Raw genomic sequence first — 25,333 nt, 5'->3', positions numbered from 1 at the left:
TCATTCTGGTAGAACATGCTACTGAATGATAAAGAATAGCCCACAAGGGGCTTTTTTTTTGCCCTAAGAAGTGACGAGAACGAGTAAACATAAATTGATGAAAATAGAAGGCAAGGAACTTGCAATTGCATGCGCACACGCAGCAGACGACAATAAAGCAGAAGACATTCGCGTCCTCGATGTGACGGGGCTTTCTTCGCTTTGTGATTTCATCGTGGTTTGCACCGGTAATTCGATGCCACATCTTAAGGCATTGATGCGTGATACTGAAGTAATCGTATTAGAAAAATACGGTGTTAAGCCCTACAGTGGTGAAGGTCGCGCAGAGACTAGCTGGGTAGTGCTCGATTACTTTGACGTGATGGTTCACGTGATGAGCGAAGAATCTCGCGCTAACTACGATCTTGAAAGTCTCTGGGGAGACGCCAAAGAGGTGGAGTGGTCTAAGTAGCGTTTTTTATAACTGAGCACACGCTTGGAAGAAGTGTGTGCTAGAGGTTTTTTTCGGCTCGCAAATTTTGCGAGCCTTTAGTCGTTTTCGGGTGTGAGCTTATTATACCTATGGAATCATAGGTGAATAAGGTTGGCTTGAGTAGGTCGTTTTTCTCGAGATGGTGGAGAGTTCTAGCAGAGTGGGCAGACTTGGTGTATGTGTATGACGTTATGATAAATACTTATGCTGCGAAAGAAGTTGGGGGTATGCTTGAGCCGTTTCAATACGATCCAGGGACTCTTGGTAAAGACGAAGTGGAGATTGATGTGCTGTATTGTGGAATTTGCCACAGTGATCTCAGTATGATTGATAATGAGTGGGGGATGTCATCCTATCCTCTAGTGCCAGGTCATGAGGTGGTAGGGAAGGTGGCGCAAGTCGGTGAAGATGTCGTAGGCCTCGCGGTGGGGGAAGCTGTTGGCTTAGGTTGGCATGCTGCTTATTGTGGGCACTGTGCATGTTGTCATTCTGGTGATGAAAACCTCTGTGCCGAGGGATTACCGACCATTGTGAACCGAGGAGGTTTCGCTGATAAAGTGCGAGCTTCTGCTACTGCGGTGGTTGCCATCCCTGAGGGGGTCGATCTTGCGAAAGCTGGGCCTCTGTTTTGCGGAGGAATCACGGTGTTTAATCCATTAGTTCAGTTTGATGTTAAACCGACTGCGAAGGTGGGAGTTGTGGGGATTGGTGGTTTAGGCCATATGGCAGTGCAGTTTCTGAATGCCTGGGGCTGCGAGGTTACCGCATTTACGACAAGTGAGAAAAAGCGTGATGAAGCATTTGAGCTTGGAGCCCATGCGACTCTTAACTCGCGTGACGAAGATGCTCTGAAAGCTGCAGCGGGGACATTCGATCTGATCCTGACTACTGTGAATGTGAAGCTCGACTGGAATCTTTATCTAAACAGCTTGGCTCCTAAAGGGCGCTTACACTTCGTCGGTGCGACGCTGGAGCCTCTGGATATAGGCGCGATGGGTTTGATCGGCCAGCAGCGCCAGATTTCTGGCTCACCAGTTGGGGCGCCACAGACCATTGCGGAGATGTTAGACTTTGCTAAATTGCATAAAATCGAACCAATCGTAGAGGAGTTTCCGATGGAGAACGTGAATGAGGCGATTCAGCATTTACGTGATGGTAAGGCGCATTACCGCATTGTGCTGAAGAAGTAACAAATCTCTCAAGTGGCCGCATCATTCGAAATGACACTCGATGATGCGTGCGACATACGGTAAAGCGCTGAGCTTCAGTAGAACTGCACGGTAGTTCTGCTGGTGGGTTGAGCCGATGCAAAGTGTCTCCCCGTCACCCGCCTGAATACGTCCCTTTGAGCCATCCATGAACTGGATCGTGGAGTCGATTTTCCTGACTTCTTTTCTGTTTTCAGGGGTGTTGGGAATTGCAAATTCATAGGAGACAGCCACTTTGCCGTTGGCTGGACCTCGCAAGCCGTTTTCGTCTAGCTGGGTGAGATCGAGCTCCACTTTGGTTGCTTTTGAGGTATCGGGATTTTCACTGGCCTCGTTATATCCACTAAATAGCAGCAAGGTGGCTAGAGCTGTGCTAGCGATGTATAGTCGACTCATGCTCTATTGCGTTGCTTGCATGGCTTTCTGTTCAGCCGCTTTCCAAATCCTGTAATGAACTTCCGCACCTTCTGGCACATAAACAACTACAGGCAAGCGGCTGTTATAATGGATGAGGTAGGGCTCACCTCCAAGACGAATGAAGCGCTCTACTTTTGGGGCGTTAGGATCCACAGCCATTAGAGTGCCAGCCATTGATCCGAGCTCAGTAACCATGTAACGTGGGAAGCCCCATCCTTGGATCGTTGCTTTTTTGATTTTTCCGCTGAAGAAGTAGGAGTTATTTTTATCGATGAGGACTTTCTTACCGACAATGAGTTCTAGTTTGAGTGCATTTTCATCTTCCTCTTTAGGTAGCTCTAGTACGTAGCGGAGCATGCCTTTTTCAGCGGGAGGAAATGCCTTCATGTTGTCCGCAGCTATAGTGAAAAATGTGCTTAATAGGAATAGGCTAAGTGTGAAAAAGTAATGGTTTTTCATGGGGTTAGTAGTAGTCAGGTCTGTATTTGTAGTGGTTACGTTAGATGTATCAAGTTCAATGGGTCGTGTTCTTAAATCAGGGGGGATGTGTATTTTGCATATTATTACGTGGGTGCGTTAGTCATTTCTATGATGACTAATTACCAGGTGAGTTTACAATGTAATGACATTCTATCTATGGGGCATTATGAAAGTTCACTCTAAAACAGTTTCTAAAGGATTCGCGCTGATTGCAACTATCTCAGTGCTTTCGCTGTTGGTGATGATCGCTATTGGGATGCTTTCGCTCTCCACTGTTACGAAACGCTCAGTCGACTACGAGATTCCGAGTGAGCAAGCTAAGGCGAATGCGCGCATGGCCTTGATGATGGCTCTGGGCGAGCTCCAAAAAACGACCGGGCCAGATACACGGATCACGGCGCCAGCAGATGTGGTCGAAGATAGTTTTCCAAGACAGCTCACAGGTGTGTGGCGTTCATGGGAGGGATTGGATCACGATAGTGATGGAGGATCCTCGACTGCAGGGCTTCCGACAGTTCCTGACTATACAATTAAAGAGAAAAATGAAGACGATGGTGGTCGTTTCCTAAAGTGGCTGATTTCTGATGAGAGCCAAGTTTTAACTGATCCAACTAGTTCGCCATCTCTAGAGAAGTCAAACTCCACAGTTGCCTTATTGTCTGAAGGGTCACTTCCCAGTGATAGTGATGAAGAGGTGCACATCGTTCCTACTGCAATTAGGAATGATGGTGGACAAGGAGCCTATGCTTGGTGGGTTCAGGGGGAGAATACGAAGGCTAGATTGAAACCATCAATATCTCCAAATGATGATCTCATGGCTGTTGCCGAGCAGGTGGCTGTTTCTCCCGGCCCTAGTGGAGATGCATTTAAAGTGGGAGAAGATGCGACGATCATCACAGCAAGCAACTCGCACGCTTTGATTGAGAAGGCGAGTACGCGGGCCACTCTAGACTTACTAGAAGACGCAGTAAATTCGTCTGGTGATCAATCATCAGAATTTTTCCATGACATAAGCGTCCATTCGAAGGGTTTATTAGTCAATGTTGCTAATGGTGGATGGAAGAGAGATTTGTCGATCTTTTCTGAGTTTTATGAAGGTGGCGGGTCTGGTGGTCTGCCACAAATTTCTTCAGTTTTTCCATCGTTCACGCTCAGCCCCGGAGAGGTTTTCCCTGCTGGGAATATCCTGTACCCGTGGTCTTTGAATTCACCTAATCTTTCGGAATTTCAAAACTCTGTGAGTTGGTCAGCTCTAGCTGATTTCGCGACACAATATAAAGATATTAAGAGCGCTGGGGCTCCATTAGTGGAAATGCTAGAGGTAACCAATCGAACGCATTCCAAGTGGAAAGATGAAGTACAGCGGATTCCTGTCATTTCACGGATTCATTATGTACTTTCATTGAGTGCTAGAGAGGAAACAACGGGCTCGGATATGTACCTACCCTGTATCGTTCTTAATCCTGTAGTGACTCTTTGGAATCCCTACAATGTGGCTTTAGATATGAGTTCTCATCAAAACATGACGTCTGAGTTCAGACAGGCTAATCCCTTTAATTTCACATTTGAGGCGGGGACAGCTGCTGCGACTCAGAGTCTTGGGTCCATTGTCGCGAGGAGTGGGGTTAGTTCTATAAAAGCTCAAATTCCATTAAATTCTCCACCTGTCTGGCTCCCTGGCGAGGTGAGGGTATTTACTCCACAGAACCCCAATGTCGTAGATCGAAGCCGTCAAAATAGAGGTTCTTCGACTGTCACCTTTGCTGCGGGTTATCGAAATAGTGCGGGACTTCGCTATCCAGTGTTCAGTCTTCCGGCAATGGATAAAGGAAATACATTTACGGTCACCGCGGCTAATGTGACTAAAAAATTCGACGGTCCTAATGTTAGTGTGATTGGCTGGGGATTGTATTTTACGAACCTTCGGGGGGATAAGGAGGCAGGTAATTCCACTAATAATATCCAGAATCTCATACCCACACTTGCAGAAGCTAAGAAGTTCATAGGAGAGTCTTTGACTCTTACTATTTCTGAAGAGGGAGTAGCATTGCCATCACTTGATAGTTTATCGACGACGTCCAAACCCTTTGTTTGTGTGCTGACAGGCTTACGTTTTTCTCGTGATCTCAATGATCTGGATGATGTTGTGGTGAATGGTGTCCATAATATGAATCCTGCAATAGGCTATATGACAGATCATGATGGGGCACTCACTGGACAACGGATGGATCCATTTCCGTATGATATCCAGTATTTTGCTGTAAACTCAGCGGGTGATCCAGGTATGCCTGGCGGGTTAGATGATGAATTTGAAGGTTATATGGGAACTGGCTATGGCTCATCTGATGGTCTATCAAATTTAGTTCTTCTTGAGATACCCACAAAGCCATTACGAAGCATAGGAGATCTGCAGCATTTTAATGTGAATGCTTGTAATTCTAATGCTCCATTTACCCTTAATGCTCTCGGGAATAGCAGAGCCAGCCCATTTATTCAGAGTGATCAAGTCATGGTGCCGTCACCAACGGATAAAACGGGCTTCGATCACAGCTATGTATTTAACCATATTATGCTAGATGACTGGTTTGTCTCTACTGTGGCTCCGGATCTATCTGATTGGACTTCCACAGAATCTAGGGGGATAGAGCAGGTTTATGCGGATCATCTTAATGGAGATGAAGATCTGCCTAATGATTATTATAAAGCAATCGACGGTGCTGAAAATACTGGAGATTTCATAGCGAGGGATGATGCGTGGGAGAGGATTGCTGCCGAGTTAGAAGTGGAAGGGATGTTTAATATCAATTCGACTTCAGAGAAAGCATGGGCAATGCTTTTAAAGAGGAATTTTGCTTCAGGTAAGGCAACTACTCTATCTTTACAGGGGTCTCTACGTGAGCCTTTAACTGGTAATGTTGAGGCTGAAATCACCCTTGATTCTAATGATGGTAGTGCTTTTCCACGTACTCTTCCTGAGTCAGATGAAGAAGGTGCAGGTTTAAACCGCGAAGAAGTACTGACCAAGGCAGCTCGTTTTTCTGATGTGCAGATCGAAGCACTCGCAAGAGAGGTCGTGACAGAGATCAAAAAGCGTGGGCCATTTTTGTCATTATCTGAATTTTTTAATCGGAGGCTTACGACGAATGATGATGAGCTCGCAAATGCGGGAGCTGTGGAGTCAGCTCTGAATACATTATCATTGTTGAATGATTCCGAAGAGAATCCTTACCAGTCAATCCAAGAAGTTTTTCAAACGAATGCCTCTTTGAGTGATATGCTGGGTGATCCTCTGACTTACCCTTTCGCTAAAGCTGCGGAAGGTAATGCCGCATATGGTTATCCAGGTTGGACACGACAGGCTGATGTGTTGAGGCCAATTAGTGGTATCCTCTCAGCCCGAGATGATACTTTTACTATTCGGGCATATGGTTCAGCAAAGGATGCTTCGGGTAAGGTTCTTGCTGAGGCCTGGTGCGAGGCTGTTGTTCAGCGTACTGGCGAATTTGTTGAGGACGATGATAAATTTACACTTCCCACCGACGCGACCCACCCATTGGGAAGGTGTTACGAAATAATTCAGTTTCGCTGGCTAAACCAAAATGAAGTGTAGTCGAACTCCTTATAAAAATCCATGAACTTGCAAGTTACAGATAAAAAACACTATTGTCTCTTTTTAGTGCTAAGCAGCTTATTATGTGCTGTTTGTCTAGGCCAGCTGAATGACGCAAGCGGTCGTTCAGCGAGTATTATGTACTTCAAGGCGTTAGCAGGATCTCCGTCAGAAGCATTCATTTATTCTGGAGATAAAGAGGTTGCCAAGACTCCGCTGCCTCGCAGTAATTTCTCAAAGTTTTTTAAGATTCCTAAAGGTGATCAACTGCTATCTTTTTTGCCGAAACCTATGGATAGAGATCGGTCCTTCTCCCAAGCACCACCCTCGGTGAAAGTTCCTGAGTCGTGGGGAAAAGTGCTCTTTTTAGTTTTTGAGGATAAGAGTAATGCCGTGATGCCAATCCGGGTTGTGCCCATCAATGCTAGTGATAATCAGTTCGGGCCAGGCTGTCTCTATGTGATTAATTTTTCAGAGCTTCGAGTATTTGGAACGATTGGTGAGAAAGAACTCAAAATCAGGCCAATGGAAAAGCGGGTTATTAAGCAGCCAATCGATGAGAATGGTGATTATGCTGTGAGGCTCCAAGCTCTTGTGCAGGGAGACGATAAACCCCGAAGGTTTATTAAGCAAATGTGGTCGTATAATGATAAGATGAGGACTCTCTTCTTGATCTTGCCCAAGCCTGCTCCTTACCACGCGACTTATTACAGTGCGCCTATTCGGGATTTTTGAGTGCATGTGTCCATCTGTCTGGTGGATGGTAGAGCCACACTTGTTGTCTTTTCATCCATTAATGGTGTAGGACGAGCTCGGAATGACGATTTGAGTACTCTAGTGAAGTGAAGCTATATAGCTGGCCGGTTGATGAGCTAACTTGTAATAGGAAGGTTTCTATAATACAGGATTGATCTCTGAATGGAAATGTGTGTTTTTCTTCTAGATAGTGATGGTTGTTTTGGTGGGTGTACAAGAATATGATTTACATTGTATATACACGGGTTTAGAAGTGTTTACTGCACTTGGTCACTGGAGTGTTCGGCGTAATTGATTAGAAATGATACTTTTACGCTATGCATGTCCATTGTGATGTATTACAGGTTCAGCGTCTTAACTTCCAACCACTCACCCAAATGAAAATCTATCAGAAGCGCCTTTCAAAAGGTTTTGCGCTCATAGCTACGATCTCTGTACTCTCATTGCTCGTTATGATCGCTATAGGTATGCTGAGTTTGTCTTCAGTGACAACTCGTGCTGCAGACCATGAGATCCCTCAAGCTCAAGCCAAAGCAAATGCCCGAATGGCCTTGATGTTGGCACTAGGTGATTTGCAGAAAATGGCTGGCCCAGATACGCGGGTCACAGCATCTGCTGAGGCTGTGGCAGGGGTGAACGGCTCTCCCTATGTGACTGGTGTGTGGCGCTCTTGGGAAGGGAATGACCATGATAGCTCTGGTTTACCGACTGCTCCAGATTACGATAGTAAGTTACAAAAAGGGGATCTCGATATTGATGCTACTAACGGTGGGCGTTTTCTTGGGTGGTTAGTTTCTACTCCAGAAAAAGACAATGATGCCGATAGTCCACCATCGATAGATTCCTCAAGTAGTACAGTACCCCTCTTGGCTGAAGGAACGCTCGGGGATAACAGTGATGGCAAGGTGTATCTTGAGCCCACAGAAATTGGGGACACAGGTTCCTATGCTTGGTGGATTCAGGGGGAGAATCAGAAGGCTCTGATGAAAAAGAAACCAGAGGATCCTGATGCTGACGATACTACCGGGTGGAGTCAAAGACTGGCCTCGAATGGGCGACCAAATACTGAGGAGCTAGGTTTTAGTGATGATGAAGAATTAAGTAAGGTATCTTCACGTCAATCCATGGACCTTGTTACCAATTCCGATTATCCAGAATCTGCAGATGTAAAGGTTTCCGGAGCACATTTCCATGATATCACGGCGTATTCTAGAGGGCTATTGACGAACACCGCAAACGGTGGATGGAAACGGGATCTGTCGCTGATGACTGAGAAATGGGATGATTTAGCTGCTTCCAATTTACGCTTTTTCACTCTTGAACCAGGAGTCGAAACAACTGCGCAAAAAAATGCAGGGACAGCTGGTGGGCTTATTTACCCATGGGCAGTAGAATCAGATCATGGTGTCATGGGTGGGGCTGCTAATGGCTGGGGGGCATTAGTTGACTATGCTACTATGTACCAAAACATATCTGCTGGTGATTCTTCAGGTGTAGCTACCTTCGCGCAAAGCGAAGGTGATCGTGATAATGTCAATCTGACACCTGTTTTAGCAAGAATACATTGGGTTCTTTCTCTTGAATCACAGCCAGAGGGGGAATTATATAGAGCATATGTAAATGTGAATCCAGTCGTCACATATTGGAATCCTTACAATGTGGCCTTGTCAGGGGCTACAAGTAGTTTTTGGCTAATGACTAAAACCGCGATACCATATAATATGACATTTTCTGTAGGAGATAATTCAATTGGTCCCAAATTGCTTAAGGAATTAACCGGTACTAAAAACTTTACACTTAGCTTCCCTGCTGATTCAGAAGTTTGGGAGCCTGGTGAGGCTAGAGTGTACAGTATGAATATTAAGGAGGGTACGAACAGATACTCGATGCAGAGAGGTTACGAAGGTGCAGCGGATAATTCTTCTAGAAAACTCAATCTGACTGGAAGTGCTACGGACTCGTTCACGGTCGAGCTTTCGAGTATTAATGGTGCTTCGACATACAAATTTGAAACTTATGAGTGGACAGGGAAAGACGTTATGAAAGCTGCATACGATATCGATTACGAAGGAGCAGAGGAATATTGGGGGGAGCCAACGATTGCGAATACTACACAAAAAATGGGTGCTTTAGCGCTATCTGGACCTTCACCCTTCTTGATTCAAATGTTTCAGCTGCATAATACGAATCAACACTTAATCAATGCTAAAGGTTATTTAAACAGAAAACCAATATTGAAGGGTGTTTATAATGGGTCTTCAGGACTTACGACTGTTGATTCTTTTCCCTATGATTTTGTCATTAAATATCCTAATGGAAGCTCGGGTGTGTCCTCTGGCGAAGGTATTCCTGTGGCTGGGATACCTGAAAGTGATCCATATGGTTTTATTGGGAATAGTTATGATATTTCGGATGGTTTGAAGAGTATTGTCGCTGCCGAAATACCGACTAAACCTCTCAGCTCAATGGGAGAACTTCAAAGCTTCGATATTAATGCTTATAATCCAGTCCCACCTTATACTGCAAATCCGATAGGTAATAGCCATGCCTGTTATTTGATTGCACCTAATCAAGTAGTTATGTCGAATGACTATGACTCATCAGAACAAGTTTCATACGACCATAGTTATGTTTCTAATCACTTACTTTTTGATGACTGGTTTGTTTCCTCTATTGCGCCAGAAACAGACGGTTATTCAGCCTATCCTGCTAGCGTAGAACGGAATCTCGAAAATGTGTTAGAATCGTTCCTCTCTGATGAAATATCCTTGGCTAATAAAGCTTACAAAGCTGCGCCAGGACTGACTGCATCAGATGCTGATGATCTCTTAGCAGATCCTGAAATCTGGCATTACATAGCTTCTAAAATCGAAGTGGAAGGAATGTTCAATGTGAATTCAACTTCATTAAAGGCATGGACATCACTGCTTAAGCACCAAGGGGACAGTTCAGTTCCATACGTGTCAGGATCTGCAGTGAGCATAGAAGGCGGGGGGGATTACCCTGTAAGTCGAACAACTATCGCAGGCGACCCAAACGCAGGCACCTCTGAATACAGTGTGGTCGGAACGCACAAGCGTCTCACTGATAGTCAAATAGAAGCACTAGCGACTCAAATAGTTGATCAAGTTAAGAAACGAGGCCCATTCTTGTCATTTTCTGAATTTATGAACCGCCAGTTGATTAATGATAGTGGTAGCGAGAGTCTCGCCATGTCAGGAGCTGTAGAGTCAGCTTTAACCGTCTTATCAACTAGTGCTGAGTCTGAAAATCCGTTCAAAGTAATAACGGATGTTATCACTGAATCAAAGGGACTAGAAGGTGATGATAGCCATTTGTTTCCTCTAGCCGCGGTTGGCAATTCTGCTTATGGTTTCCCTGGCTGGATACGTCAGGCTGATGTATTGAGGCCTCTGTTGCCGGTCCTCAGTGTTAGGGATGATACTTTCACCATACGAGCTTATGGAGATAGTAAAGATGCTAGCGGGAAAATTTTAGCAAAAGCGTGGTGTGAGGCAGTTGTTCAACGCCAAGCTGATTATGTTGATATAGCTGACGAATCTAAAGTACTACCAAGTGATGCGACTCTAACATCTGAAGCCAATAAATTTTTTGGGCGTAAGTTTGCTATCATTTCTTTCCGTTGGTTGTCACCGGATGAAGTATAATCTCAACCATTATTAAGTATGCATATTTTAAAGTATCCACTATTATTAGTTGTTAGTGTGTTTTCTTTGCTTTCTCTGCAAAGTCATGCACAGACGAGTGAAAAGACTAAGCGACTAGCGAAAGTCATGTACTATGGCGCAACGTCAGACGCTCCTGATAAAGCTTTCGTTTATGAACCAGGGGGGGAGCCGCAGGAGGTTGAATTACCTAGGTATAATTTCACAGAGTCTTTCGAGTTAAAGAAAGATACTGTCCAACTGGCCTTTCTGCCGAGGGTTATAAATGAAGATGAGCAGGTGCCATTAAGTTCGCCAATAGTGAAAATACCAGCAAGCTGGGATAGGGTTTTATTATTAATTTTAGAGGATAAGAAAAATAAGATTATGCCTATCCGCATACTGCCAATCAATGCAAGTGAGGGGGAATTTGGAAAAGGGGAGATATGCTTTATGAATTTCTCAGCTGTGACGGTTTTCGGGAAGGTTGGGGACAAGAAGTTGCTCTCAAAGCCGAAGTCGAAAGTGACCATCAAAGATCCACTTCAAAATCGTGGTGGCTACATGGTTAAGTTAGACTTTTCTGAAGGTAGTATTGCGAATCGAAGAAGTCTCGTGCAGCAAAGATGCCTATTTGATCCAGATGCTAGGGTTCTCACTTTAGTACTGCCTTTAGCTCCACCACGTTTGGTGAGGCTATACTCTGCTCCGATTAATGATTTCTAAAAGGCTGGTTTCAGTTGCCCTTGTCGTGGTTGAAATGATGAGGGACGGTAGTGCTCGTCTTCACGAGTAGCTAATAGAGTCTCCTCTAAAAACTCATAAACCAAAGCGCGCTGTTAATCAGGGCGCTTTTTTATTTGAAATGACCTACACATGGGAGGATGAGGAATATATGAACTTGGCAGTTTTTGTCTCTGCGGTCAGTAGCTAGTTGTGAGCTTTTAGGGGCGAGGGCAGGCTGTGCACATAGGGTATTGTAAGTCCTTCCCCGCCTTTCTATTAAAGTGTGATCCATTGCGTTTAGTGAGTGATCTATTGCGTTTAAGGGGCGGAATATGATTTACATAGTAGATACCAGAGGGGAGTTTGTATGGTATATATCTCTGATGGGGGTGTGTTGAGCCGTCGCGCTAAAATGTTGTGTTTTAGTATTCGGCGCAAACATCCTGTATTACAGATAGAACTTTTAAGCTCACTTAATTTCTCAAATGAAGATCTATCAAAAATCCCTTTCGAAAGGTTTTGCACTTATTGCAACGATCTCTGTGCTTTCGTTACTCGTGATGATTGCTATCGGTATGCTGAGTCTTTCTTCGGTCACGACGCGTGCTGCAGACCATGAAATCCCACAAGCACAAGCGATGGCAAATGCTCGGATGGCACTGATGTTAGCGCTGGGTGAACTTCAAAAGATGGCAGGTCCAGATACACGTGTGACTGCTCCGGCAGACGCTGTGGTTGGGAACACTGGAGCTCCAAGGCAGGTGACTGGTGTTTGGCGTTCATGGGAGGGGAATGATCATGATAAGTCTACGGGGGAACCTGAGGCGCCAGATTACAGTAGCAAGCTTACTGATGGAGACTTGGATGTTGGTTCTGCTAATACTGGACGCTTTTTAGGCTGGCTAGTTTCAGGACCAGAAAGTGAGAATGATGCGAACACCCCGCCTGATGTGAACCTAGCCTCGAACGACAAGGTGGCACTCCTTAGCGAAGGGACGTTGGGAGATGCGAGTGGACTCGAAGTACATCTTGAACCAATCGGAATTGGCGAAGTTGGAGCATATGCTTGGTGGATTCAAGGGGAGAATCAGAAAGCTCTGATCCAAGAAAAATCAGATGATCTAGAAGAGGACGATACAGAGGGGTGGAGTGAGCGTCTGGCATCTAGCGGAAGGGCTGACACTGAACTGATGGGCTTTGATGAGGAATTAGTAGGGAAAGCGGTTTCTCGGCAATCGATGAATCTGGCTATGAACGGGGCTGCAAACTCAAATATAGCAGGTGAGAACTTTCATGATATCACTTCCTACTCACGTGGCTTGCTCACCAATACCGCTACTGGGGGCTGGAAACGGGATCTATCCTTGATGGCTGAGAAATGGGATCGAGACTCAGGGGATTTACCTTCGTCTGGTCTGCCCGTTTTCACCGCAGAGCCCTATGCTGAGAGCTTAACGGCTTCATTGAAAATGGCAGATAATCTTGAAGATGCATCTATCTATCCTTGGGTAGAAGAAACAGTTCAAACTATTCCTAGTAACGCTGGTGAAGGAGGAGGTAATTATCATACGCACCATAAGACTGCGATGAGTTGGAATGCGCTTCTTGACTTTGTGTCACTCTATAAAGAGGTACAAACAAAGGCTTCAGGCGAACCCTATTTTAATACAGTGGTAGCCAATAGTGCTGATAGGGTCGGTATCCAGATTGTTCCTGCTCGAGTGCAGGTAGCAATGGGGTTTGACGCGAGTGTTGATGACGAGGATCCAACTATATATCATCCAAGGTTTGTTTTCAAACCGTCTTCAACCATGTGGAATCCTTATAATGTAGCAATCGAACAAGATGTTGATACACGTTTTCATTTTAACTCATTGTTCAATTCTCTCAAAATATATGCTAGTGTGGGCAGCCAGGCTGAAGCTCTAATAAATCCGAAGCAAATCATGACTAATGGCAATGGCAGTGCAGCATTTGCGATTAGACCAAGTGCTATTACCGGTGTTACTGATCATACTTTTAAACCTGGAGAGTCACGCATCTACGGAAAAGGGGGCACAGAGGGTAACTCTAATATTACTATGGACGATACATGGGCTGCAGAAGTCCTCCAGCAGCCCGGATATAGTACTTTTGGTGGACTGTCGAAAAGATTATCTGCTGCTGGTGGAGCTGCTGGTGGGGGGGGAGCTGGGGACACATTTACCGTTCGTATTGAGCACAATGTAAGATCAGATACCAACGATGTTGCTGGAGACTTATATTATTATTGGGCACATAATTCTGATAAATTGTCGGTTGAAGGGGACGCAGTATTCAGGCATTTTAGAGGTCATTATGTCAGAACATCGACAGATACAGCAGAAGAGATGCTGCCATTTCCAGCCATTGTAAACACCGGCCAAACTCTTAGTAGAGTTGAGATAGACGATAGTCCTTTTCTTATGGTCTCGTTCGGATTACGGACAATAGCGAATGAGGGGGCAGATGGTGGTACTACAAAAGTACATACAAAAGGATACATCAATACGAAACCGATCTTTGTCGGTGCTCAGCCTAATAAAGAAGCGGGGGAGTCTTGGCAACTTACCGAAGACAGTGCGTATAACATAGAGATGTTTGCGCTCAATGACTGGAACGATCCCATAATCACTCAAGCTAATGGTGCTCTAAATTATGGCGATGATGCGAGTAGCTATTTCGGTACATCTATACAATTGGAAAAGGGGCTGAATCGTTGGGTAATAGCTGAGTTACCTACCAGGCCCTTGCTTTCGCTCGGAGAATTACAGCATTTCGATGTGTCTTTTCGGAATCAATTTCCACCTAGAGTGTTTAATGCGATAGGGAATAGTCATGCGACACCTCACGTGGGACCTGATCAAATTCTCTACGACGCCATAAGTGATGGTAGCTATGATCACAGTTATGTGAGTAATCATGTATTTTTTGATGATTGGTTCATTTCATCTATTGCTCCGGATGTAGACGAGAATCGTACATTAGAGCAGGTGTATGCTGAGCACCTTTCGACGACGACACCCTTACCGAATAGTCCATACATTCCAGCATCACCAGTTAGCGCTAGTGATGCGCAGGATGTAGCTAACGATACTCTAGCTGATACGGATGTCTGGCAAGATATCGCTTCTAAGCTCGAGGTGCGAGGGATGTTCAATGTCAACTCGACTTCTGTGGAAGCTTGGAAAGCTCTTTTAAGTAGTTTGAGGGCCAGTAAGGTGCCTTATGCCTCTGTAGGAGCTTCAAATCCGGATGACTGGGAAACAGTCTTGGACTCGACTTCAGATACTCCTGTTTCAAGAACAACAGTAGGGGGGGAGCCAGCCTCTGGTGGGGATAAATATGCGAGTGTGGCGACTTACACAGAGTTTACTGATGATCAAATTGCAGCACTTGCAGAAGAGATTGTGGAGCAAGTGAAAAAGCGTGGGCCTTTTCTCTCTCTCTCTGAGTTCGTTAATAGGCAGCTAGTTACGGATGAAGAGCTGGCTATGGCGGGGACTATTGAAGCGGCTCTCATCGAATTATCCGAGTTGGGTGATAGTCCTAAAAACCCCTATAGCGTTATTCAAGATGCGTATCCAGAACAGGCGACTTTATCATCTAAGGCTGCTCTAGTGTATCAATTCCCAAATGCGGCAGTCGGTGACGCGGCTTATGGTACGCCAGGCTGGGTGAGGCAGGCAGATGTTCTGAGGCCGTTAGCACCTATTCTCTCCGTTCGCGACGATAGCTTTGTTATTCGAGCCTATGGAGAGAGTCGAGATAATGCTGGAAAGATGCAGGCTAAAGCTTGGTGTGAAGCAGTGGTTCAGAGAACAGCTGACTATGTAGATTCTGTTGATGACTCAACTGAGTATGCTGCGCTTCAGTCCGAAATGAATAAGGAATTTGGGCGTAAGTTTAAGATAGTATCATTCCGCTGGCTTTCCCCAGATGAAGTTTAACCTTTGTTAATAATATTTATGAAACTGTATAGAATAAAGACATTAGTGACGTTGATAACTGCTATTTTGATCTCCAATGTCTTCTCGGAAAGAACTGCACAGATGTTATTTTTTAAGGCGCCAAAGGGAGCTCCTGAAACGGCTTTTATTTACCAAACAGGTAAGGCCCCAGAGGAAATTGAGCTTAACAGAAATAATTTTTCTGAGAGCTTTAAATTGGAGTCTGGTGACTTAGTTTTGAGGTTCTTACCTAATGAATTGGTCGGGGATGTGGAATTTCCCAAAGGAGCTCCGTCTGTAACCATACCCGCCGCTTGGGATAAAGTTCTTCTTTTGGCATTCCCAGATCCTAAGAACACGATTTTCCCTGTTCGCTTTAAGGTGATCAATGCCGCGGCAGGGAATTTTGGGGTAGGTGATATCATGTTTTGTAATTTCACTGACAACAAAATCTTCGGCTATGTGGGTAAGAAAAAATTAACTTTGAAGGCTGGCTCAACTGAGGTTGTAAAGAACGCTGGTGTTTCCGGTGGAGAATTTAAGACGCAATTAGATAGAATCGACCCAGCTACTCAAAAGCGGAGTGCTTTTGTTCGCCAAGCATGGCGCTATTATGCCACACGGCGTTCAGTGATGTTTGTTTATTCACCCCCAGGATCTAGCTCTGTGACTTATTACTGTGCTCCAGTGTGGGACTTATAAATAAGTGGGGGCCTCATTTTTCAGCCGAAATTTCAGAGCTAGGTGATCTTCTCTTGTCTCGGTGTTTACCCAGACGCTGGCATGTTCTAACTCGCTGGTGAAGTCACAGCCGTCTGGGGTGGTGCGAGTGTAGGCTCCCATAGGTGGGCCGATGGGTCTTCTTAGCTCTGGGTAGTCGACGAGTGGCCCGGTGGCGACTTTCCAGCCCCAGCTGTACATTGGAGTAGAAGTAGGGTTGGGCGCCGATGAGGTAGCATACGTGGGCGAACTCTAGTTTCTCTTTTGAGAGCTTCTGCATGTTTGGTTGCATGTGGCCGCGCCAGGTGCCTTCTAGGCCTAAGCGCAAGACGGAGATTTTTTTTGGAGTATTGGCAATTCTCAGTATGTCTTTCCATTGGGAGAGTAGTTTTTTTGTTTGGTTTTTTGGTGGGTGTAGTTGGCACCCCCCATTTTATAGGGGGTAGACGTGTAGACCTGAATTGGGTCATTTTAGGCTACTATATTTTATGGGATGGTCTTTCTAGTCTATAGCGCACAATATTTTGTATATTATATGTATATACATTTTTGGTGTGATGGCGATGAAATCCTGAGCTAAGCTATTTTTTGGAGTAAAATCTAGAATAGGAGCACGTGCGGCATGTCTTCCCGTTGAGATATATCCCCAAAATTATTTTATCTTTAATCACGCACCTAAATGAGAATCCAACAAAAGCGCCTTTCTAAAGGCTTTGCGCTCATCGCAACTATCTCTGTGCTTTCGCTGCTCGTTATGATCGCCATCGGTATGCTGAGTTTAGCTTCGGTGACAACAAGAACAAGTGAGCGGGAGATTCCAATGCACCAGGCGAAGGCTAATGCTAGAATGGCGCTCATGATAGCCTTAGGTGAGCTGCAGAAAATGGCAGGCCCGGACACACGGGTAACAGCTCCTGCTGATGCTGTAGCCGGAAATACAGGAGCCCCTAGGCAGGTTACTGGAGTTTGGCGCTCTTGGGAGGGTAATGACCATGATAAGGCTACAGGATTGCCTAGTGTTCCTGATTATGGCAGTAAGTTAGCGGATGGTGATCTGGATAGCCAATCTAGCAATACTGGGCGCTTTTTGGGGTGGTTAGTTTCAGGGGAGGACAGTGATAATAAAGCGAATAACCCTCCTTCCGTAGGTACTGCTACGAGTGATACTGTTCCGCTCCTTAGTGAAGGGACGCTGGGTGATACGAATGCTGATGAGGTGCACCTTCAACCAACTCAATTAGGTTCTGGTGGCGCTTATGCATGGTGGATTCAAGGCGGGAATCAAAAGGCGCTGGTTCAAGAAAAACCTGAAGAGCCGGAGGAGAATGATTCGGAAGCTTGGGCAGATCGTCTAGCCTCTAGTGGCTGGGCTGATGCGGAGTCTCTGGGATTTGAAGAGGAACTGGTAAATAAAGCGATCTCATGGCAATCGATGAATCTCGCGGCCATTGATGGAAGTTCCTCCAATATCGCCGGTGAAAATTTTCATGATATTACAGCCTATGCTCATGGACTATTAACTAACACAGCAAATGGTGGTTGGCGTAAAGATCTCTCACTGATGGCTGAGAAATGGGACCAAGATGCAGGGCCTCTAGCTAATGCGGGGCTACCTATTTTTTCTGCAGAGCCTCATGCCGAGAGCTTGACTGCATCACTAAAGATGGCTGCGAGCCCCACAGATGCATCTATTTATCCGTGGGTTGAGGAGGTTGCTGATAACTACAACAGGAATCAGCATGCTAGCTTGCATAAAACTGCCATGAGTTGGAATGCTCTACTGGACTTTGTCTCACTTTATAAAAAGGTGCAAAAAAATGGGAGCTCAGGTGAACCGTATTTTAATACTGTTCCTACAAATAGCAGTGATTGGGTTAGTATTCAGCCTATACCTGTGCGGGTCCATATGGCACTCGGGTTCGATGCCAGCATTAATAGTAGTAATGGGAAATATGTTCCTAGGCTTTTATTTAAGCCCGCCACTACCATGTGGAATCCTTATAACGTTGCGATAGAGCAAGATATCACCACGCTTTTTCATTTTGATAATATGTTTCCAATCAACTTGTATGCCAAGGTGGGCAATCAGCCAGAATCTTTAGTGAATCTTCAGCTTATGTTGCAAACCAGTGGCACAAGTCAGAGTGCGCGATTCATCATTGGAGGGGGGACCGGAGATGATGCTACTTGGAAGCCTGGAGAATCACGGATTTATGGTAAAGACGCTGGGATTAGCAACGAACAGACCAACTGGGGAGTGGTATACCAAGATCCAGGCTTTAGTCTGTCTGGAAGTATGACCAGAGAATTATCCTATCAAGGGCGGCGGGGGGCTAAAGCATCAACAATCACTGAAGGGGATGCAGGGGACTCGTTTTCTTTTCGTATAGATCATAAAAACAATAACCTGAATAAAGTCAGTGGGTCTTTAAGCCACTTTTGGTCACGGAATAAACAGACTCCTGAGGGGCAATCCCTCTTCCTGGAATCTAGCGGTATTTCTGTCACGACTCCATTTGACACCGCTAGAGAAAAGATGCCATTACCTGATTTAGTAAATGACAGCCAGACTCTTCAGAGTGCTTATGACGAGGATAGCCCTTTTCTTGTTATATCCTTAGGGTTGAGAACATTAAAAAATGAAGACATCTTAGAGGATCTGACAAAGATACATACTAAGGGGTACATAAACACGAAGCCGATTTCACCAGGGGTTGAAATGTTTGGGGGGGTGTCGGCGGAAGATAGTGCATACACTTTCGAGGTGTTTGCTCCTAATTCATGGGCGGATCCCTTTATGCCGCAGTCTGATGACTTGGAGTGCTACGGTGTAGACCACAGTAGCTATGTAGGCTCATCTTTCCAATCAGGCTTAGGGCTTAACCGCTGGGTGATCGCCGAGTTGCCAACACGGCCATTACTATCTCTTGGTGAGTTACAACATTTTGATATTTCGTTTCGCAATCAATTCCCCCCTCGAGTTTTTAATGCGATAGGGAATAGTCATGCTACACCTCACGTTGCATCCGACCAAGTAAGAGGAGCTTTGAGCGCTGGTAGTTATGATCACAGCTATGTGAGTAATCACGTATTTTTCGATGATTGGTTCTTTTCATCCATTACCCCAGATGTCGATGAAAACAGAACCATTGAGCAAGTGTATGCGGATCACCTTTCGTTCACCTCCGAATTACCAAATAGGCAATACCTTCCAGCAAGTAGAGAGGCTTCCACAACTGCATTACAGCAGGCAGAGGATACTCTAGCGGATACCAACGTCTGGCAAGATATAGCTTCTAAATTAGAGGTGCGGGGGATGTTCAATATCAATTCAACCTCCAAAGAGGCGTGGAAGGCAGTTTTGAGTGGCTTGAGGGAAACGCAGGTTCCTTATGCCGCTGTTGGAGCCAGCTCTCCTGATGATTGGGAAGTTAATTTGACTGCTGCGGAAGGGACTCCTTCGCCCAGAACGACTGTGGCGGGCGACCCAGCCTCAGCCACCGATACCAGCGTTGCAAGTATTGCGAGATATAACGAATTGACGAATGAGCAAATCGAGGCGCTAGCAGAAGGGATTGTTGAGCAAGTGAAAAAGCGTGGACCTTTCCTCTCTCTCTCCGAGTTTGTCAATAGGAGGCTAGGTGCAGATGAAGATCTAGCTATGGCTGGAGCGATCGAATCAGCTCTCATTGAATTATCAAAGTTAGGCGATAGTAGCAACAACCCCTATAAAGAGATCCAAAATGCTTATCCAGAGCAGGCCGTTTTACCATCAGACGCAGCCACTATCTATGAATTCCCGAATGCTGCGGTGGGGGATGCTGCCTATGGTACACCTGGATGGATCAGGCAGGCAGATATACTGCGCCCATTAGCTCCAATTATTTCTGCACGCGATGATAGTTTCGTCATCCGAGCCTATGGTGAGAGTCAAGATGCAGATGGAAATGTCCTAGCCAAGGCATGGTGTGAAGCTGTAGTGCAAAGAAAGGCTGATTATGTAGATCAGGTTGATAGCCCAAGCACCTATTTTAATTTCAAGTCAGATAGAAATAAAGAGTTCGGAAGGGGATTTAAGCTTATCGCATTTCGTTGGTTATCCCCTGATGAAGTTTAATTAGTAATAATATGAAATTATACCGAATGAAGAGTCTACTTGTTGTCGTGACCATAGTTTTGATTTCCAATGCTTTTGCCGCAAGAACAGCTCAAATGTTGTATTTTAGAGCTCCGAAGGGCGCCCCTGAAACCGCTTTTGTTTATCAAAAGGGTAAGGCTGCCGAGAAAATTGAACTGAAAAGAAATAATTTTTCTTCTAGTTTCAAATTAGCTTCGGGGGACTTGGTGTTGAGGTTTCTACCCAGGGAAGTGGCGGCTGACGAAGAGTTTCCCAAAAATGCACCTTCTGTACGGATCCCCAGGGGCTGGGGAAAAGTGCTTTTATTAGCCTTTCCAGATCCCGAGAATACCGTGTTTCCAATTCGCTTTAAGGTGATTAATGCAGATGCGGGAACTTTTGGTGAAGGTGATCAAATGTTTATTAATTTTACCGATAGTGATGTCCTTGGTTATGTGGGAAAAATCAAGCTGACATTGAGGGCGCGCTCAACTGAGATTGTGAAAAATGCGGCAGCTCCGGGCGAAGAGTTTCAGGCTCGATTAGATAGAATCGACCTAAATACTAAAAAACGTATTACTTTCATCCGCCAAGTATGGCGGCAGAGCGCTAAACGCCGCTCTTTGATGTTTATCTACTCACCACCGGGTTCAAGCGCAATTACCTATTATAATGCTCCAGTGAGGGACTTATAAGCAGTGCTGGATTTAAGCTGATTCAAGACCTAGTGATTATTGCCTCGCGGGTCTCGGTGTATGGTCAGGTGTTGGTATGTTCGAACTCGCGGGTGAAGTCCCAGCCATCTGGGGTGGTGTATTTTTAGGCGCCTTTCGGTGGGCCGATGGGTTTTCTTAGCTCAGGGTAGTCGACGAGTGGTCCGGTGGCGACTTTCCAGCCTCAGCTACACATGAAGTAGGAAATCCCTCCTATAGGGTTGCTTGATATCTTAGTCGCTCCTCTAACAAGGATCCGTTGTTAAACGTAATTGCCACATTGGCTGGAACGCGACTGAGCCAGAATACAGACATTTCACATGATTTTAGCAGTAAGGTCATAGTTCATAAAGACTGTTTCTAACAAAAAGGGGTGTTCATGGAGCGTTTGATTCTGTTGTGTATGTGACATAATTATAGTGGGTTGAGTCGATTTTTATAGATGGGTAAATTGGGGGTGTATGGATGTTTCTTCTTGTGCGCTACTCTATCAGTAGTGTATATGTTCGTTTAGTCGTTGATTCATTTTTTGCTTAAATTTCATTCATATTAACATTTCAAAAACCTTTTTCATTTCCCTGAAAAATGAAAACCCCAATGAAAACCCAAAAACTCGTTTTCCGAGCTTTATATTGTGTGCCGCTACTTATGTTTTCTCAAGCTGAAGCTGCAATTCTCGCTGGAACATCGTCAGGCCTAGGAATAGATATTGATCTCGGAGTGACGCTTGTTGGTGTTACTACGGATGTCGGCGTAGGACCTTTTGCTACAGCAAATGTTTCAGCACCCACTCCAAATACACAGAATGCTGAAGTACTAAACTTAGATGCTGATATTGGAGCATTAGGGGCTGTAGGTAACGTTAGCGCCAGTGAGGTAAGCGCAAGTGCATCTTCTGATGTAGATGGTACGTCTAACTCTGGTTCAGCATCAGGGTTGTCGAGCATCACTGATTTTGAGTTAGTGATAGTAGAAGGAGTTCTTGGAGCAGATGACTTGTTTAGTATTAGTACAGGTGCTGGAACAGTGATCACTTCAACATCAAGTTCTACAGGATCTTATGGAGCGCTCTCTTCTACGGGGTCAATAGAACTAGCTGACGTGACGATTTCAGTGGCAGGAGTAAATTTTAATTTAGATTCAAGCTATGCTGCTAACACGACGCTTGATATTAGCGCGGCAGGTGTCACGGGTATTACTATTTTATTAAATGAGCAAACTCAAGAAGGGGATGGAGTCGAGTATACTTGGCTTACAACAAATGCAATTCGTGTGGTGTTTGATGCCCTCGATTTAGAGAGTGGACTAGGTGTCGCCAATGGTGAGTTTATTATTGGTCAATCTTTTTCAAGCATTACAGCGGTACCAGAACCGGTAACTACTGGCTATACGGCCTTTGGTGCACTACTTTTTCTAGTGCGCCGCAGAAGATGAAAACAGTAATCCTGTTTAAATCCGAAAACTATTTATTAGGGTTATCAGCTAATTAATTGTTAGCTAGTAGCCCTTATTTTATGTAGCGAAATGATGCTAGTGCCAGGTGATCTTGGCTTCTCTGGTCTCGGTGTTTACCCAGACGCTGGCGTGTTCGAATTCGCGGGTGAAGTCCCAGCCATCTGGGGTGGTGCGAGTGTAGGCTCCCTTAGGTGGGCCGATTGGTCTTCTTAGCTCTGGGTAGTCGACGAGCGGGCCGGTAGCGACTTTCCAGCCCCAGCTGTACATGAAGTAGGAGTAGGGCTGGGCGCCGATGAGATAGCAGGCGTGGGCGAACTCTAATTTTTCTTTGGAGAGCTTCGGCATGTTGGGTTGCATATGGCCGCGCCAGGTGCCTTCAACACCGAGGCGAAAGACTGAGATTTTCCCCGCTTTGGCAATTCTGAGCATGTCTTCCCATTCGGAGAGGAGGCTTTCTTTGTTTGATTTTTGGCGCGCGTAGTTCTCGAACATGATCGCGTCACTGACTGAGAGAATGTTTTGGGTGCCAGAGGTATAGGCATTGTTGGCGAGTAGAATCTTCTCAGGTCCTAAGCTCTGTTTGAGTTCAGCCATCATCAGGTCCATGGCTTTTCCTACTTCTTCTCGTTGGTCTTTGCGGAAATCCACATTGCCGTGCATTTGGTCAATGAAAGCGCCGTCACAGCCAGTTTCTTGCACTGCTTTAGCTACCGTTTCTACCCACCACTTCCGGAAGTATGGGTTCAGCACATCGTAACACAGGGCGCCATAGCGATCGACGAGCTTGCCGGTTTTAGGGTGAGTGACAAGAGTGCCTTTTAGCTTAGGGTTCAGCTCGATTCCTTTTCTAGTGAAGATCTGGTTATACGAGGTGTAGGGCCAAGCGTAAGCCGCATTGAAGTAGAAGAGGATCTTGGCTTTTGGGTTAATCTTCTTGAAGGCTGCAGCTTCATGTTTGGCTCCTAGCTCGGCTTGGCCTAGTGGGCCTTTGCCATGTGATTTTTCAATACATAGGAAACTCGTTTGCTCGGATATGAACTGTACTTGCTGGGGTGTGAGGAGTTTATTTTTGTCTCCGAACATGAAGTAGCGCGGTGTGACGTCCCAGCTGAACTCAGGGTAAAAGTCTTTTGGCTGGAAGCGGCTGCCATCGCTATTAATGAGTGTGCGGTCTTCTACTTTGATTTCAGGAGCTGGCTCTTGAGCGCAGAGAGTAGAAGACTGGGCCGCAATAGCACAGGCAAGCGACAGGGCATGAAGGAGGCTTTTCATAGGAAGTTGATTTGTTGGCAAATGGGAGAGTAGCTTATGCCTGTTGGTTTTATTTTCTGTGCTTAGAAATACAGTTAGCCGGAGGGGCTTTAGGCAGTGTCTTTTGCCACGCTTTGACTTTAGCGAGGAGTTTTTCAACAAGCTCAGGATTTTGCTTCGAGAGGTCTTCGCGTTCTTTGAAGTCGACGGTCATGTCGTAGAGTTCAGTGCGCTTGCGCTTAGGATTGTGAAGGAGCTTCCATTTGCCTTCTGCTATGCCGGAGCTAGCCCAGAAGTCTGGCTTACCACTAGCTGCACGCCAGTCCCAGTAGATTGGCTGGGAGCGTTCGAAGCTATCGCCTTTGAGTGCGGCGGTGATATCCACGCCGTCTGCTTGATAGTCGTCAGGGAGAGCTACAGAGGCTAGGCTACAGAATGTCGGGAGGATGTCGGTACCAGCAAAAGTGGTGGTTTTGTCGATTTTTCCAGCAGGTACAGTACCAGGCCACCAAGCGATGAATGGAACTCGGACGCCGCCTGCATTGAGCGAGCGTTTTTTACCGCGAAGACCAGCAGTTTCTCCAACACTGTAAAAGGAGCCTTTACCTGGGCCCGTGGAAGCATCTGGAGTTTCCTTTTTAGAGCTCGTGCCTTCAGGTCCATTATCAGAGGAGAAGATGACGAGGGTGTTTCTGTCGAGCTTAAGCTCTTGAAGCTTTTTGAGGATTTTTCCAACACCTGCGTCACCTTCGGAAACGACTGCCGCGTAGACTTTTTGTTGCTGGCTGAGGTCGGGGTAAAGTGCTTCGAATTCAGGTTTCGGATAGTGTGGGGTGTGGGTCTCGTGGATCCAGAGGTTGATGAAGAATGGACGATCCTTGTTCTCTTCGATGAACTTCAAGGCGTTAGGAATAGGCGAGTCAGCAGGAGCATTTGGTCCAGGGAGGTTGAATGCCTTATAGTCGTCGTATCCGTATTGATCTGGGAGTGGGGCGTCAGTGATGTCGTGATTGGTAAGATGCCACTTGCCGTAGTGGGCTGTTTTATAGCCACCTTTTTGGAGTAGACGTGGGAGCATGACCGCGTTTGGGTCAAGCCAATCAGGCATTTTAGTCTTCTTATGGTGTTCGAGGGTGGCGAAGTGGCGGTGGACAGAATGGCGAGCTGGGTAGTGGCCTGTCATGATGGCAACGCGGCTCGGGGAGCAAACTGGGTTGACTACAGAAAAGTTTTGGAAGTCAGTGCCTTCCTTGATCATTTGGTCAAGGTTGGGGGTTTTACAAAAGGTACTGCCGTGAGCGCCTATGTCACCGTAGCCCCAGTCATCTGCGAAGATGAAGATTAGGTTTGGTTTGTCTGCCGTGGCAGCTTTTACCGAGCATAGAGAAAATAGCGCCCATGCGCAGGAGAGGATGATGTTTTTCATATGAAACAGTGTGTTTTTCTTGTGCGTTGTGTTTAGGCTAAGAGTAAAGATTAGGAAATAAAAAAGGGCTAGAACTGGAGGGGCCTAGAGTCTTATGGAAGTTTATGGGCTGTCGTGAATTGTAAATAATGTGTACGCAGCGTTTCGGCCTTATAAGTTGACGTATGGTGTGATGGCGTCCAATGATTTTAGATAGATAGTTTTAGACCTGTGCCAGCGTACTGTTGATCAGGATACAAGGACCTGATGATTCACTAAGAATTGCACGGGACAAAAGCTGCTAGAAAAATTTATTATGATAAATGGACGCATAACATTTGGTTTATTGGGGGCTCTACTTGTGGGAGGA

General features: G+C 45.6%; 16 protein-coding genes. 11 read left to right on the top strand and 5 right to left on the bottom strand.

All coding sequences use genetic code 11. From position 1 onward, the window contains the following. The first annotated feature begins 97 nt into the window (after positions 1–97). Together rsfS and ahr are read left to right on the top strand one after the other, a co-directional pair. A complete protein-coding gene (rsfS, locus tag ACSHX2_RS02790) occupies positions 98–451 on the top strand; it encodes a ribosome silencing factor (RefSeq protein WP_435690353.1) in 354 nt (117 codons plus the stop codon). A 212-nt stretch (positions 452–663) separates the two neighbouring features. Continuing rightward, the gene (gene ahr / locus ACSHX2_RS02785) at positions 664–1,662 is read left to right on the top strand and encodes an NADPH-dependent aldehyde reductase Ahr (protein WP_435690351.1); all 999 of its coding nucleotides are present in this window, start codon (positions 664–666) and stop codon (positions 1,660–1,662) included. 21 nt (positions 1,663–1,683) lie between these two features. Here the strand turns inward: ahr and ACSHX2_RS02780 are convergent, their stop codons facing one another. Beyond that, positions 1,684–2,076, bottom strand: coding sequence for a hypothetical protein (locus ACSHX2_RS02780; protein ID WP_435690350.1), 393 nt, complete (start codon positions 2,074–2,076; stop codon positions 1,684–1,686). A 3-nt stretch (positions 2,077–2,079) separates the two neighbouring features. Further along, positions 2,080–2,556, bottom strand: coding sequence for an ecotin (locus ACSHX2_RS02775; RefSeq protein ID WP_435690348.1), 477 nt, complete (start codon positions 2,554–2,556; stop codon positions 2,080–2,082). 187 nt (positions 2,557–2,743) lie between these two features. On the opposite strand from ACSHX2_RS02775, the gene ACSHX2_RS02770 reads away from it, so the two are divergent. From ACSHX2_RS02770 to ACSHX2_RS02745, 6 genes are all read left to right on the top strand, one after another. Beyond that, entirely contained in the window at positions 2,744–6,187 is a 3,444-nt protein-coding gene (locus tag ACSHX2_RS02770; RefSeq protein WP_435690346.1) for a hypothetical protein, read from the top strand. A 21-nt stretch (positions 6,188–6,208) separates the two neighbouring features. Continuing rightward, positions 6,209–6,922, top strand: coding sequence for a hypothetical protein (locus ACSHX2_RS02765; RefSeq protein ID WP_435690345.1), 714 nt, complete (start codon positions 6,209–6,211; stop codon positions 6,920–6,922). A gap of 398 nt (positions 6,923–7,320) precedes the next feature. Further along, the gene (locus ACSHX2_RS02760) at positions 7,321–10,611 is read left to right on the top strand and encodes a hypothetical protein (protein WP_435690343.1); all 3,291 of its coding nucleotides are present in this window, start codon (positions 7,321–7,323) and stop codon (positions 10,609–10,611) included. Between the two features lie 18 nt (positions 10,612–10,629). Continuing rightward, a complete protein-coding gene (locus ACSHX2_RS02755; protein ID WP_435690341.1) occupies positions 10,630–11,334 on the top strand; it encodes a hypothetical protein in 705 nt (234 codons plus the stop codon). A gap of 485 nt (positions 11,335–11,819) precedes the next feature. After that, positions 11,820–15,302 (top strand): hypothetical protein, encoded by a 3,483-nt coding sequence (locus ACSHX2_RS02750; RefSeq protein WP_435690339.1) that lies wholly within the window; start codon positions 11,820–11,822, stop codon positions 15,300–15,302. Between the two features lie 102 nt (positions 15,303–15,404). After that, positions 15,405–16,004 (top strand): hypothetical protein, encoded by a 600-nt coding sequence (locus tag ACSHX2_RS02745; RefSeq protein WP_435690337.1) that lies wholly within the window; start codon positions 15,405–15,407, stop codon positions 16,002–16,004. On the opposite strand, the gene ACSHX2_RS02740 is transcribed toward ACSHX2_RS02745, so the two are convergent. Beyond that, positions 15,999–16,223 (bottom strand): hypothetical protein, encoded by a 225-nt coding sequence (locus ACSHX2_RS02740; RefSeq protein WP_435690335.1) that lies wholly within the window; start codon positions 16,221–16,223, stop codon positions 15,999–16,001. The two genes, ACSHX2_RS02745 and ACSHX2_RS02740, sit on opposite strands and share 6 nt — an antisense overlap. A gap of 478 nt (positions 16,224–16,701) precedes the next feature. Here ACSHX2_RS02740 and ACSHX2_RS02735 point away from each other — a divergent pair, with 478 nt between their 5' ends. From ACSHX2_RS02735 to ACSHX2_RS02725, 3 genes are all read left to right on the top strand, one after another. Then, positions 16,702–20,139: a hypothetical protein gene (locus tag ACSHX2_RS02735; protein ID WP_435690333.1), complete on the top strand. Its 3,438-nt coding sequence runs from the start codon at positions 16,702–16,704 to the stop codon at positions 20,137–20,139. A gap of 11 nt (positions 20,140–20,150) precedes the next feature. Continuing rightward, positions 20,151–20,834, top strand: coding sequence for a hypothetical protein (locus ACSHX2_RS02730; protein ID WP_435690331.1), 684 nt, complete (start codon positions 20,151–20,153; stop codon positions 20,832–20,834). A 615-nt stretch (positions 20,835–21,449) separates the two neighbouring features. Further along, positions 21,450–22,286 carry a hypothetical protein gene (locus ACSHX2_RS02725; protein WP_435690329.1) on the top strand — a complete coding sequence of 279 codons (837 nt, stop codon included), beginning with the start codon at positions 21,450–21,452 and terminating at the stop codon, positions 22,284–22,286. Positions 22,287–22,382: 96 nt separating this feature from the next. On the opposite strand, the gene ACSHX2_RS02720 is transcribed toward ACSHX2_RS02725, so the two are convergent. Together ACSHX2_RS02720 and ACSHX2_RS02715 are read right to left on the bottom strand one after the other, a co-directional pair. Then, positions 22,383–23,579: a putative glycoside hydrolase gene (locus tag ACSHX2_RS02720; protein WP_435690327.1), complete on the bottom strand. Its 1,197-nt coding sequence runs from the start codon at positions 23,577–23,579 to the stop codon at positions 22,383–22,385. A 49-nt stretch (positions 23,580–23,628) separates the two neighbouring features. Continuing rightward, on the bottom strand, positions 23,629–24,984 hold the full coding sequence (locus ACSHX2_RS02715) for a sulfatase family protein (protein ID WP_435690325.1): 1,356 nt from the start codon (positions 24,982–24,984) through the stop codon (positions 23,629–23,631). Positions 24,985–25,333 lie beyond the last annotated feature (349 nt).

The sequence above is a fragment of the Rubritalea sp. genome (genome assembly GCF_051252225.1).
Taxonomy (GTDB): domain Bacteria; phylum Verrucomicrobiota; class Verrucomicrobiia; order Verrucomicrobiales; family Akkermansiaceae; genus Rubritalea.
Note: the sequence above shows the minus strand (reverse complement) of the source record. Positions and strands in the feature narration are given on the sequence as shown.

Coding starts and splice junctions, on each gene's coding strand:
- ACSHX2_RS02760 (WP_435690343.1), top strand. CDS start 7,321: ATGAAAATCTATCAGAAGCGCCTTTCAAAAGGTTTTGCGCTCATAGCT.
- ACSHX2_RS02725 (WP_435690329.1), top strand. CDS start 21,450: ATGAAAACCCAAAAACTCGTTTTCCGAGCTTTATATTGTGTGCCGCTA.
- ACSHX2_RS02780 (WP_435690350.1), bottom strand. CDS start 2,076: ATGAGTCGACTATACATCGCTAGCACAGCTCTAGCCACCTTGCTGCTA.
- ACSHX2_RS02765 (WP_435690345.1), top strand. CDS start 6,209: ATGAACTTGCAAGTTACAGATAAAAAACACTATTGTCTCTTTTTAGTG.
- ACSHX2_RS02740 (WP_435690335.1), bottom strand. CDS start 16,223: ATGTACAGCTGGGGCTGGAAAGTCGCCACCGGGCCACTCGTCGACTAC.
- ACSHX2_RS02745 (WP_435690337.1), top strand. CDS start 15,405: ATGTTATTTTTTAAGGCGCCAAAGGGAGCTCCTGAAACGGCTTTTATT.
- ACSHX2_RS02735 (WP_435690333.1), top strand. CDS start 16,702: ATGAGAATCCAACAAAAGCGCCTTTCTAAAGGCTTTGCGCTCATCGCA.
- rsfS (WP_435690353.1), top strand. CDS start 98: ATGAAAATAGAAGGCAAGGAACTTGCAATTGCATGCGCACACGCAGCA.
- ACSHX2_RS02755 (WP_435690341.1), top strand. CDS start 10,630: ATGCATATTTTAAAGTATCCACTATTATTAGTTGTTAGTGTGTTTTCT.
- ACSHX2_RS02750 (WP_435690339.1), top strand. CDS start 11,820: ATGAAGATCTATCAAAAATCCCTTTCGAAAGGTTTTGCACTTATTGCA.
- ACSHX2_RS02775 (WP_435690348.1), bottom strand. CDS start 2,556: ATGAAAAACCATTACTTTTTCACACTTAGCCTATTCCTATTAAGCACA.
- ACSHX2_RS02770 (WP_435690346.1), top strand. CDS start 2,744: ATGAAAGTTCACTCTAAAACAGTTTCTAAAGGATTCGCGCTGATTGCA.
- ahr (WP_435690351.1), top strand. CDS start 664: ATGATAAATACTTATGCTGCGAAAGAAGTTGGGGGTATGCTTGAGCCG.
- ACSHX2_RS02715 (WP_435690325.1), bottom strand. CDS start 24,984: ATGAAAAACATCATCCTCTCCTGCGCATGGGCGCTATTTTCTCTATGC.
- ACSHX2_RS02730 (WP_435690331.1), top strand. CDS start 20,151: ATGAAATTATACCGAATGAAGAGTCTACTTGTTGTCGTGACCATAGTT.
- ACSHX2_RS02720 (WP_435690327.1), bottom strand. CDS start 23,579: ATGAAAAGCCTCCTTCATGCCCTGTCGCTTGCCTGTGCTATTGCGGCC.